This window comes from Terrimonas rubra, assembly GCF_042686025.1.
Lineage (GTDB): Bacteria > Bacteroidota > Bacteroidia > Chitinophagales > Chitinophagaceae > Terrimonas > Terrimonas rubra.
The window spans coordinates 325535-338566 of the sequence record NZ_JBHUOZ010000003.1; the positions used below are offsets into that span (position 1 = coordinate 325535).

The following is a 13032-nucleotide window of genomic DNA, read 5'->3' on the forward strand; positions in this document are numbered from 1 at the left end:
TGAGGGGAGGTTTATTCCCATTCAATAGTAGCCGGCGGTTTACTGCTGATATCGTATACCACCCGGTTAATTCCCCTTACGTTATTAATTATCTCGTTCGATATGTTAGCTAAAAAATCATAGGGTAAATGTGCCCAGTCTGCGGTCATCCCATCCACACTGGTTACAGCACGCAGCGCCACAGTGAACTCATAGGTTCTTTCGTCGCCCATTACCCCTACGCTTTTTACCGGTAACAAGATGGTACCTGCCTGCCAGACAGTTGCATATAAACCGGTATCTTTTAACGCTTTAACATATAGGTGGTCAGCATCTTGCAATAATCGTACCTTTTCTTCCGTTACCTCGCCCAGGATCCTGATAGCCAGGCCCGGACCGGGGAAAGGGTGACGGTCGATCATATCGGCAGGTATGCCCAGTTCACGGCCTACTTTACGTACTTCGTCCTTGAATAATAAGCGTAAAGGCTCAACCAGCTCCAGGTGTAAATGTGCGGGTAAACCGCCTACATTATGGTGCGATTTAATGGTAACCGACGGGCCGTGTACGGATACACTTTCAATAACGTCCGGGTAAATAGTACCCTGGCCTAATAAGCCGATGCCCTCAATTGCTTTTGCTTCTTCCTGGAAAATATCAATAAACAGGCTGCCGATCACCTTGCGTTTGGCTTCAGGGTCGGTTTTACCGGCCAGTCCGTCATAAAAACGCTGGCGGGCATCAATACCTTTTACATTCAGGCCCAGTTTGCCATATAATTCCAGTACGCTTTCAAACTCACCTTTACGTAATACACCATTATCAACAAAAATACCATACAGCCTGTCGCCGATGGCTCTGTGTATGAGAGTGGCGGCAACGGTAGAATCTACACCACCGCTTAAAGCCATTACCACTTTGCGGTCGCCGATCTGTTTTTTCAGGGCTTCCACCGTATCGGTAATAAAATGGGCGGGTGTCCAGTCCTGTTTACAGCCGCATATATCCACTAAAAAGTTATTGATCAGTTTTTTACCTTCTACAGAATGGTACACTTCGGGGTGAAACTGTACGCCATATAAAGGTTGTTCTCCTGCTGCAGCGGTTTTTTTAAAGGCAGCTACGGGTATACTGTCGGTATAAGCCAGCAGTTCAAAACCCGGCGGCACTTCTTTTACGCTGTCGCTATGACTCATCCAAACCTGGCTTTCGGCACTCATATTATTTAACAGCACATCATGTTGCTGTTGTTTTAATATAGCCCGGCCATATTCTCTTTTATTACTTTTAGCCACAATACCGCCAAACTTTTTGGCTGTAAGCTGTGCACCGTAACAAACGCCTAAAACCGGCAGTTCTTTAATAAAATCAGCTACCGGTACGTCGGGGGCGTTTTCATCGTTAACCGAAAAAGGCGATCCGGACAGGATAATGCCTTTTAAACCGGGTTCAAACTGTACATTTTTATGGAAAGGGACAATTTCGCAGTAAACATTTGCTTCCCTTACAGCGCGGGCAATCAGCTGGGTATATTGAGAGCCAAAATCGAGAATCAGAATTTTTTCCGTCATAGTGCTGCGAAGGTAGCAAAAACCGGGATAAGAAAAATGCCGCGGTTGCCCATTGTCAGGGCTGCTGTTTTACCCTGGCAGGGTGCCCCGGTTTTGTAATGACAAAAGGTAAATTGGACCATTATTACTTAGTAACCAGGCTTATTGTTGTGTACTGACGGACCAGTGATTGCCCGCAGCATCGTAAAACGAACCCCTGGTGTCCGGATCGCCGGGCTGGTTTACCGGCTCGCTGATAGGGGTACAGCCGTTGTTAATGGCCCGCCGGTAAGTGGCCAATACATCGGGCACATAAAAATGCAGCATGGTTTTGTGGGCAGGGTATTGAGCCGTGCTGTTACTGAGCATGATCACACTGTCATCCAGTTGCAGTTCAACATGCATGATGCTGCCATCGGGCCGGTCGTAACGCCTTAGAACGGTGGCGTTAAAAACATCTGTCAGCTGGTTTACCAGCTCCTGCGCATTATCCACAATTAAATAAGGCGAAAGCGAGTTGTAATGAAGCGGTTTATAAGTTGCCATGGATAAAATATTTAAGAACACCTGGTACCTGTAAGTGAAAGTTACTGGTATAAATAAAGATACTTAAACTTACCAACTAATAACAGTAACCTGATGAAAGAGGATAGCGTCATAATGGCTGTGTAATATTGCTGACGGGCTGCCCGATGGCAGCGGATACCCCGCTGAAGGCTTGTGTGCAGGGTTCCCCCTTTGGGGGCCAGGGGGTGTGGCGGAGTAGCAGCGTACAGCGGGAACTGTTGCCGACCGGAGTTACCGGCGATGACAGCCCCTGTTAAAATGGGATTGGGAACTAGGCCAACATTTTTCTAACTTTACAACGATTATTATTTTAATGTTTAAACTATATACCATGCGTTATATCTTTTTAGTCTTTTTAACTGCTTTTATTTTTACTTCCTGCGGACTGGTGGATCATGATACGGTAAGAGGGAACGGGAAAGTTGGTACCCAGGACAGGAACGTAGAAAGTTTTGATGAGATTGAAATGAACGGTGGTGTAATGGTGCATTTAAAACAGGATTCGGTACAAAGTGTAAAAGTGGAGGGTGATGAGAACCTGCTGGAGTATATTGAAATATCGGTGACGAACGGAAAATTACTGGTTAAACAAAGAGAGAATACCTCTATCAGCACGAAAGAAAGAATAACGGTTTATGTGACTGCCCCTTTTATAAAAAAGTTTGACCTGTCCGGGGCTACCAAATTAGTTGCTGAAGGACAGTTTGCCGTGAACTCGCAGCTGGATATTGACCTGTCGGGTGCTTCGCAGATAGAATTATCCGCTAAATCGCCCATTGTAAATATACAGGCCAGCGGTGCATCAACCGTTACCATTGGCGGGGAAACACGCACATTGAATATTGATGGCGATGGTGCTTCCAAGATCAAGGCTTTTGAATTACTATCGGAAAATACAACAGTTGACCTGTCGGGTGCGACCTCGGCCGAAGTGTATGCAAGCGTAAGTATTAAAGCGGAAGCAGATGGCGCCAGTCATGTAAAATACAAAGGCGGCGCTACCGATGTGAAGCAGGAGACCAGCGGAGCCGGAAGTATAAAAAAAGTGGATTAAGTGATGAATGTTGAACGATGAATGATGAGTGCTGAATGATGAATGTTGAATGATGAGTGCTGAATGATGAATGCTTTCAGCTTTGAGCCTTCTGCTTTTGGCTTTCAGCTTTGAGCCCCCATTAAACCAAACCTTATCTATATGAGCTCGCGCAGGCAGTTTATTAAAACGTCGGTGTTAGCCGGCGCAGGTGTACTTGTGGGTACATCGGCCTTCAGCAACATTTTTATTTCCCGCAAACCCAAAGTAATTATTATTGGTGCCGGTTTTGCCGGCCTGGCTGCGGCCAATTACCTGCATAAAAAGAAAATTGATTTTGTAATACTGGAAGCCCGGAACCGTATCAGCGGCCGGGTTTTTTCGCATACCATGGATAACAGCGATGGCCTGGTGGTGGAGCTGGGTGCGGAATGGGTAGGGAACTCACATGAACGCGTACAAAATCTCTGCAACGATTTTGGCCTGGCCTTGGAGGATAACCAGTTTGAAAGCGACCTGATCTATACCGGTAAACATGCAAAAGCTTTTGAATGGGGTTACACCCCGGAATGGGAAGCAAAGTTTGAGGCCATTAAGGCGAACTATACAAAACTGACGCATGCCGATAAGCTGCGCCTGGATAAGATGGACTGGTGGCGGTTTTTGGTAAACAATGGTTGTACAGGCCTTGACCTGGAGTTAAGAGAATTATTGGATAGTACCGATTTTGGCGAAAGTATCCGCCATGTTTCGGCCTTTGCCGCTTTGGCTGAGTACGCCGAGAGCAGTGATAAAAACGAGATGGATTGTAAGATAAAAGGGGGTAACAGCCAGCTGGCCTATAAAATAGCAGCTGAAATAGGCCGCGATAAAATTTTATTGCAACATGCTGTTTCCAAAGTAGTACAAACAAAAGCCGGGGTTACCGTGTATTGTAACAATGGCAAACAGTTTACCGGCGATAAAATTATTTGCACTGCACCCACATTTGCCGTAAAAAAAATTAACTGGCAACCGGGCCTGCCTGCCGAACAGGTGAATGCCCTGAATGAACTGCAATATGCCCGCATTAATAAAAATCCTTTGCTGTTCAGCGAAAGGTTCTGGCAACGGGAGAACTTTGATCTGATTACCGATCAAACGCCGCATTATTTTTATCATGCCACCAAAAACCAGCACAATCAAAAAGGGGTATTGCTATCTTACACGATTGGTGATAAGGCGGCTGTAGTAGCCAATCAAACGGATGCCTGGCGTGCACAAACGGTACAGCAAACCCTGCAGCCATTTTTCGGCGATGTACAAAAACTACTATTGGGACAAACCAATTATTACTGGGGCCATGATGAATATTCACAGGGCGCCTATGCCTTATATGGCGTAGGCCAATGGTTTCGCTTAAGGCCAATACTCAACAGGCCGCATATGCATACCCATTTTGCCGGCGAACACCTGGCCGACTGGCAGGGTTTTATGGAAGGCGCGATCAATACCGGTGAAGAAGCGGGGGAGCAAATTAGCTAATACGATAATGTGCTGATTTGGTGATGTGCTGATTAGTTAATGAAAGAAAAGCGGCGGCGAAACTGTACTATTAACTATGAACTATAAAGAGAATTAGCTAATGTGATAATTTGCTAATTAGCTAATGAAAGAAAACGGCGGCGAAGCCATTAGCACATTGTCTCATTATCAAATTGATCACAGATCAACATACTTCACCATTATCTTTATATCACGGTTACGGCCTTTATCATCGGTACAACTGATCTTATTGCTTCCCTCTTCCGGTATAAAAAACTGTTTTTCGGTAGCCAGGGATGATTTGAAGAATTTATTATTTACATACCAGTACACCGTGGTAACATCGTTAGCTGCTTTACAGGATAGCTGTAAAGGCTCGGGGTGTTTTTTACTGATAAGGTATTCTGTTCCGCTTACCGGCGACTGAATTACCGGGGCACTGCCTTTAAAGATCAGTTCACAGTCCGGGTTATGGGGCGGAATTTTATCATAACTGAGTTTATTCTCTTCGTACCAGGCGATCATATCCGGCTCGGCATACTTATACATCTTCTTTTTAAAGCCGCTTTCCGGTACACAGGCTTTGCAGTAGGATATTTTTTCGTTAATGCTTACCGCCACCTCCCGCAGGTGATCGCAGGTTTTGGTGGAGGATATGAGGGGCACAAAATAATCCGTAACCAGGTTGGTGCAATTAGCCGATGGTGTTAGGCCTGTTTCGCTGCATACGGTACGGAAATCAATATCAGCCGGGGGGCTGAACCATTCCTTATCGTTATTATAATCAATGGTATTAAAAATTTTAAACAGCAGGGGTGTAGCAATCCCTGAGCCGTTCAGGTCGGCAGCGCCTACGCCTGAAAAATTACCCACCCATACGCCAATGGTGTAATGGGTATTATACCCAATGCTCCAGGCATCACGTCGGCCATAACTCGTGCCTGTTTTCCAGGCTATCTTGGGCATACGTTCGGTGGCGGTCCAGTTCAGGGGAAAATCGGGACGGTTAACTTTTGATAAAATTTCATTCACCATAAAATTGGCGGCAGTACTGAGTATACGGGTCTTTGCCTGTACCGAATCACGCTGTAAAAAACCGGGTTTAATATACAGGCCATTGTTGGCAAAAATGGAGAACTGTCCTGTTAATTCTTCCAGCGATGTACCGCAACCACCCAATATCAATGAAAGCCCCAGTTTTCGCTGGTCTTTCTGTACCTGTTTAAAATTGCATAGTATTAAGGTCTGGATAAACTTTTCATGCGTTAACTGCTGCAGGCTTTTTACGGCCGGTATATTTAATGATTGTTCCAGGGCATACTCCACCGTTACCTTGCCATGGAATTTTTTATCATAATTCTCCGGCGCATATCCGTCGTACATAATGGGTACATCGGTTAAGGTGGTTTTGGGCGTAAGCAGGCCTTCATCAAAACAAACGCCGTATAATAAAGGCTTTAAGGTACTGCCCGGCTGACGGATGGCTTTTACTCCATTTACCTGGCCGCCATCCAGGCTGTCATAAAAATTGGAGGAGCCTACATAGGTAATAATCTTATGAGTGCGGTTGTCAACAATGACCACGGCAGCATTCTTAATATTACGCAAACGTTGTGTACGTATATAATCTTCCACCAGCTTCTCCGTTTTTAACTGTGCATTCAGGTCAATGGTGGTTTCAATCAGCGGCGCCTGGCTGTGGCGGAACAAATTGGATAAATGCGGTACATACCGGGGTACCTGGCCTCTTTGGGCATCCAATGGCTCGGCCAGTGCATCGGCAATCTCTTTTTGGGTAAATATCTTCTCGTCAGCAAACTGCTGCAGCCAGCGGTTACGTTCGGTAATAATGCGGTCATTATTACGGCCGATAACCAGGGAGGAGGGACGGTTGGGAATAATGCTCAAGGCTGTTATTTCCGCCAGCGATAAATGGTCCGGGTTTTTCTTGAAATATAAAAGGGACGCGGCTTTTACCCCTTCAATATTGCCTCCGTAGGGTACCAGGTTCAGGTACAATTGTAAAATTTCGTTCTTGCTGTACTTTAATTCCAGTTGTAAAGCACGGAAACTTTCTATGATCTTGCTTAGCAGGTTACGGGGCCTTGGCTCCAAAGCCCGGGCCACCTGCATGGTAATGGTACTTGCTCCACTGGTGCGTTTAAAGCGGATGATATTTTTAAAAAGCGCCCGGAATACAGCGCCTGCATTAATACCCGGATGCGAATAAAAATATTTATCCTCCTTGGCAATAATGGTCTTACGTAACAGGGGCGATATTTCATCCAGCTCCGTTTTCATCCGCCATTTATCGTCGCGGGTTAAAAAAGCATGAATAGGCTCGCCTTTGTTATCGGTGATAACGGTGGAATACTCCACTTTATCCGGAACCGGGAATATCCAGTTAAGTATAAAAAAAAGCAACACTAATCCCAATAGCACCATGCCTGCCTGGCGCAGGCGGCGTACAACTGTTTTCCTGGTTATCCTTAATTTCAATGTTATTATTTATGGTATCAGCTGCAGTACTACCGGCATCGTCCCTTGCGTCGCACACTTCAACTGTAGTAATGCGTATGAACAAGATCATACAAAGACAAATATCCGTAAAACCGGCAGCTTGGTAACGAATAATTTTTAAAAAAACTTTGCCCCGGTATAGCACAGTTGTGTCATTCTTCTATAAAATTTTATAAAGGCAGTTGGTGGAATACAAGGTTTTTTGATACCTTAGTTTTTAATTAGATTTTTGAGTATTAATTATTTGTGCAGGCATAAAGCCGCAACGATTAAATAGCAAGCCACCCACCTGAACCAATTATGTTGCTTTTAACGGCCTGCACCTGTAATACTGCCATTGCTGTTCGGGCAGCATGGCCAGGTTTATGTAATTAATACCCAAATTGTATCCTTTAATAGAAAACTGATTCCGCAACATACAAACCAACAATATGCGTATTCGTTATCGCTTGCTTCTTTTCATGTCCATCGTGGCATCCTTCGTGTTAACATCGTGTAAAACCAACAAAGTATCGCTGGATTACACCAATGCCAAAGATGAGATGCCCCTGCTCACTAATATTGTGTTCCAGTTTAACCAGCCTTTAATGGCCGACTCCCTGTTAAATATCTGGGACAGTACCGATTTTGTCACTTTTTCGCCTGCTATCAAAGGAAAGTTCCGGTGGCAAAGCCCCGATGAACTGGTGTTTTCACCTGCACAGCCTTTGGCGCCGGCCACTAACTATACGGCGACGGTTAACAAATCGGTTTTAAAATTCAGCAAGTTTGATAAAGTAACCGGTGGTGATGATATAAAATTCCATACCCCCGACCTGTCCCTGGTGGCCTCACAGGTGATCTGGCAGGGTGAAAGTGCTACCAGCGCCATTCCGCAGGTAGATATGCAATTCAATTATGCGGTAGATCCTAATGCTTTAAAAGATAAACTGACCATCGAGGTGGATGGTAAAAAACAGGATTTTACCCTGGTTACCGTATCACCCGATACAAAAATATCGGTACGCCTTGCCAGCCTGAAAGCCGAGGATAAAGAATATGAAACAAAAATTACGATAGGTAAAGGTTTAAAACCCGAGACCGGCAGTAACAGTACCGGCAGCGATATAACCAATAACTTATCCATTCCTTCACCCTATGTGCTCACTATACAGGATGTACAATCGGAGCATGACGGTACCGAAGGTATTGTAAGGGTAAGTACATCACAACAGGTTACCGGCCTGGATATACGTCCTTATGTAACCTTTGACCCCGCTATTGCCTATACAGTAGATTATACGGAAACCGGTTTTAATTTACGCAGCGATAAATTCAACGTGGAGAACGCCTATAGTGTGACCTTTAAAAAAGGATTACGCGGCAAACTGGGCGGTGTACTGAAAGAAGATTTTCAGACCAATGTGGCTTTCGGTCAGCTGGAAGCTGATATCAGGTTTACCAACAGCAAAGCTGTGTACCTGTCCAAACAGGGTGGTAAAAACCTGGAAATACGTATTACCAGTGTGCCTAAAATAAAAGTGGTTGTTTCCAAAATTTACGAGAACAACCTGTTAATGGCACAACGTTATGGTTACTACCCGCAGGAGACCACCAACAATAACCGTTATAATGAGTATGACGGCGAATACTATGATGGTGACTATTATGGAGGTGGCGATATAACCCTGGGCGATGTGATATTTGAAAAAGAAATTGATACCCGTACTTTACCCAAATCGGGTGGCGGACGTTTACTGAACTTCTCCCAGTTTGAAGACCGCTTGCCGGAATTCAAAGGTGTGTATCATGTCATGATCCGTTCTACCGAAGAATACTGGGTGCGTGACAGCCGTTTCATTTCCTTATCGGACCTTGGCCTGATAGCCAAAGAAGGCCAGGATAAAATACTGGTATTTGCCAACTCCTTAAAAACGGCCCTGCCGGAGAAAGGTGTGGATGTAATGGTATATGCTGCCAATAACCAGTTATTGGGTACCGGCAGTACCAATGCCGATGGTGTAGCCGAAGTGGCTTATACCAAAAAAGATATCGGCGGGTTTAAACCCGCCATGGTGATCGCTAAAACGGCTACTGATTTTAATTACCTGCCTTTTAATAATACCCGTGTTAATATATCCCGTTTTGAAGTGGGGGGTAAACGTACCAACCCCAGCGGTTTTGATGCCTTTGTGTATGCGGAAAGGGATATTTACCGGCCGGGTGAAAAAATTAATTTCTCCCTTATCCTGCGTAACAGTAAATGGGAAACACCGGGCGCTATACCCTTAAAGCTTAAATTTTTAATGCCTAATGGTAAGGAACTGAAATCATTCCGGAAAAACCTGAACGAGGAAGGATCCCTGGAAGCTTCTGTTGACCTGGCCACATCGGCCATTACCGGTACTTACAATTTAGAAGTGTATACCAGCAATGATATACTGTTAAGCACCAAAACCTTCTCGGTAGAGGAATTTGTACCGGATAGAATTAAAGTGGCTGCTAAACTGGACAAACCTTCTTTACGTCCGGGTGAAACGGCCTCGCTGGCTATTAACGCCACCAACTTCTTCGGACCACCTGCGGCCAACCGTAACTACGAACTGGAAGTACAGGTTAAACAAAAATACTTTACGGCTGAAAAATTCAGCGATTATGACTTTAGTTTAAGTAATAAACAAAGCTTCTTTGATAAAGTATTCCGCGAAGGGAAAACCGATGATGGCGGTAACGCCAGTGAACAATATGAGGTACCTGCTTCTTACAGCAATATGGGGGCTTTGCAGGCTTCGTTTTACACTACGGTGTTCGATGAAACCGGCCGCCCGGTGAGCCGTGGCGCCAGCGCCGATATTTATACGCAATCAGTTTTCTTTGGTATAAAACGTGATTGGTACTATTACCAGCCGTTGAACCAGGCCGTAAAAACCAATATAGTTGCGGTAAATAAAGAAGGGAATGCGGTAAGTACTACAGCCCTGGTTAAAGTAATTAAACAGGAGTATAAAACCGTATTGGCCAAAAGCGGCAGTTACTTCCGTTATACTTCGCAGCGTGAAGAAAAAGTAATGATCGAAGGCAATGTTCAGGTATCCAATAATACGGTGTACACTTATGTGCCCCGTTCACCCGGCGATTATGAAGTGCGGGTATATGTACCGGGCTCTAACAGCTATGTGGCTAAAACTTTTTACAGCTATGGCAGTTATGGCGGCGACTATAATTCCTTTGAAGTAAACAATGAAGGCAATATTGATATTGAGCTGGATAAAAAGGCATACAATACAGGCGAAACGGTAAAAGCCTTGTTTAAAACACCTTTCAGCGGCCGTATGCTGGTTACCTATGAAACGGATAAAGTGATCGGCCATGAATATGTAAATGTAGAGAACCGCAGCGCCAGTGTAAACCTGAAGCTTACCGGTGAACATGTACCTAATGTGTACATCACCGCTACCCTCATCAAACCACATGAGGTATCTGATATTCCGTTAACCGTTGCACATGGCTTTATGAATGTAGGTGTTACTGAGAAGAACAGGAAGATAAATGTAGAGATACAGGGATCAAAAACGGTTCGATCAAAAACGAAACAAAAAATAAAGGTAAAAGCTACACCGGGCAGTTATGTTACGTTAGCAGCGGTGGATAATGGGGTATTACAGATAACAGACTTTAAAACACCTAATCCTTACGATTATTTCTACCAGAAAAAAGCATTACAGGTAACGGCTTACGATCTGTATCCATTGTTATTTGCCGAAGTACGTGCCAAGATGAGCAGCACCGGTGGTGACGGGGCATTGGATATGGCCAAGCGTACCAATCCTATGCCTGCCAAAAGGGTGAAAGTTGTAAGCTTCTGGAGCGGAATTGTAAAAGCCAATGGTAGTGGTGAAGCAAGTTTTGATGTAGAGATACCGCAGTTCAGCGGTGAGCTGCGTTTAATGGCTGTAGCCTATAAAGGCAATAGTTTTGGCGCCGGCGAAAACACCATGACGGTGGCTGATCCTATTGTGATCAGTTCGGCCCTGCCAAGGTTCTTAAGCCCGGGTGATACGGTGCTGGTACCTGTTACCATTACCAATACCACGGAAAAAGCGGCCAATGTTACCGCCGCTATTAAAACAGCTAATGGTACGGTGAAAGTAATGGGCAATGCCAAACAATCTGTGTCCCTGCAACCCAAGGCCGAACAACGTGTATTGTTTAACCTGGTGGCCGATCCTAAGATTGGTGTGGAAAATATTTCCGTTACCGTGGATGGCATGGGTGAACAATTTGTAGAGTCTACCGATATTTCGGTGAGGCCACCATCTACCTTGCAAAAAAGAACCGATGCCGGTTCGGTGCAGGGTGGCAGCAGTAAAAAAATAGGGGCAGGGTTGAGTGATCTTATCCCCGGCACCGTTAATTATGAACTGGTTGTTAGCCGGTCACCGGTAATTGAGTTGGGCAGCCAGTTACAATACCTGGTGCAATACCCTTACGGTTGTACAGAGCAAACCATATCGGCCGCCTTCCCGCAATTATATTACGGCGACCTGGCCGACCTGATGAAGCTGAATAAAAACACCAACGCCAATACCAATGTGATAGAGGCGATCCGTAAAATAAAAATGCGCCAGTTATACAATGGTGCCGTGACCATGTGGGATGGCGGCGGTTATGAAAACTGGTGGACCACCGTTTATGCGGCGCACTTCTTACTGGAAGCACGTAAAGCAGGTTTTGAAGTGGACAATAGTTTAATTGAAACCATGCTTACTTATATCACGTTGAAACTGCGTAACCGTGAATTGATTACTTATTACTATAACCGGGAGCAGAATAAAAAAATAGCGCCTAAGGAAGTAGCTTATGGTTTGTATGTACTGGCCCTGGCTGGCCGCAGTAATGTACCGGCTATGAACTATTACAAAGCCAACCCTGCTATACTGGCCCTGGATAGCCGCTACCTATTGTCAGCAGCATACGCTATTGCAGGTGATAAAAAATCATTTGCCGCATTATTGCCACCTGCTTTCAGCGGTGAGGAATCGGTACCGCAAACAGGCGGCAGCTTCTACTCCGATGTGCGTGACGAAGCCATAGCCCTGAATGCCCTGATAGATGTTGATCCCGGTAACAAACAGGTAGGTACGATGGTAAAACATGTGAGCGATAAATTAAAATCAAGATCATGGTTAAGTACCCAGGAGCGTGCTTTCGCTTTCCTGGCACTCGGAAAACATGCTAAACTGGCTAATCAGTCAACTGTGACAGCTGAAATAAAAAGTGATGGTAAAACTATCGCTAAAGTAGATGGCGGCAGCTGGCGTGGTGATAAGGCTACACTCAAAGGCACTAATATTGAAATAGTGACCAAGGGCAGCGGTAACCTGTATTACTTCTGGCAGGCCGAAGGCATCAGTGCTACCGGCGATTATAAAGAAGAAGATAGTTACCTGAAAGTAAGGCGCCGTTATTACAACCGTTTTGGCCAGGCTATTGAGGGTGGCAGCTTCAAACAAAATGAGCTGATCATTATTGCGGTAACCCTGGAAAAAAATTACAGCGGAACAGTGGAGAACGTAGTCATAACTGACCTGTTACCGGCTGGTTTTGAAATTGAAAATCCACGCACCAAAGAAATACCGGGTATGGACTGGATCAAAGACGGCAGTACACCGGATGCATTGGATGTGCGTGACGACCGGATACATTTCTTTGTAAATGCCGGTTATAATAAACAAACCTATTACTATGCAGTACGGGCTGTATCTCCCGGGTTATACAAACAGGGGCCGGTTAGTGCCGATGCCATGTATAACGGGGAGTATCACTCCTACAACGGAGCAGGCCTGGTAAGAATAACACCTTAAGCAGTAAAACGATAAA

Annotated in this window: 6 protein-coding genes; 3 read left to right on the forward strand and 3 right to left on the reverse strand. The window is 45.0% G+C overall.

Annotated elements, in window-relative coordinates; all coding sequences use genetic code 11:
• Positions 1 to 11: 11 nt before the first annotated feature.
• The gene (guaA, locus tag ACFS6H_RS10945) at positions 12 to 1550 is read right to left on the reverse strand and encodes a glutamine-hydrolyzing GMP synthase (protein WP_386098250.1); all 1539 of its coding nucleotides are present in this window, start codon (positions 1548 to 1550) and stop codon (positions 12 to 14) included.
• A gap of 141 nt (positions 1551 to 1691) precedes the next feature.
• Complete coding sequence (locus ACFS6H_RS10950; protein WP_386098252.1) at positions 1692 to 2075, reverse strand: VOC family protein; 384 nt, start codon at positions 2073 to 2075, stop codon at positions 1692 to 1694.
• Positions 2076 to 2427: 352 nt separating this feature from the next.
• Here ACFS6H_RS10950 and ACFS6H_RS10955 point away from each other — a divergent pair, with 352 nt between their 5' ends.
• On the forward strand, positions 2428 to 3150 hold the full coding sequence (locus tag ACFS6H_RS10955) for a head GIN domain-containing protein (RefSeq protein WP_386098254.1): 723 nt from the start codon (positions 2428 to 2430) through the stop codon (positions 3148 to 3150).
• 141 nt (positions 3151 to 3291) lie between these two features.
• A complete protein-coding gene (locus ACFS6H_RS10960; RefSeq protein ID WP_386098256.1) occupies positions 3292 to 4653 on the forward strand; it encodes an FAD-dependent oxidoreductase in 1362 nt (453 codons plus the stop codon).
• Positions 4654 to 4830: 177 nt separating this feature from the next.
• Here ACFS6H_RS10960 and pbpC read toward each other — a convergent pair whose 3' ends face one another.
• The gene (gene pbpC / locus ACFS6H_RS10965; protein WP_386098258.1) at positions 4831 to 7152 is read right to left on the reverse strand and encodes a penicillin-binding protein 1C; all 2322 of its coding nucleotides are present in this window, start codon (positions 7150 to 7152) and stop codon (positions 4831 to 4833) included.
• A 452-nt stretch (positions 7153 to 7604) separates the two neighbouring features.
• Here pbpC and ACFS6H_RS10970 point away from each other — a divergent pair, with 452 nt between their 5' ends.
• Entirely contained in the window at positions 7605 to 13016 is a 5412-nt protein-coding gene (locus ACFS6H_RS10970) for an MG2 domain-containing protein (protein ID WP_386098260.1), read from the forward strand.
• The last annotated feature ends 16 nt before the right edge of the window (positions 13017 to 13032 follow it).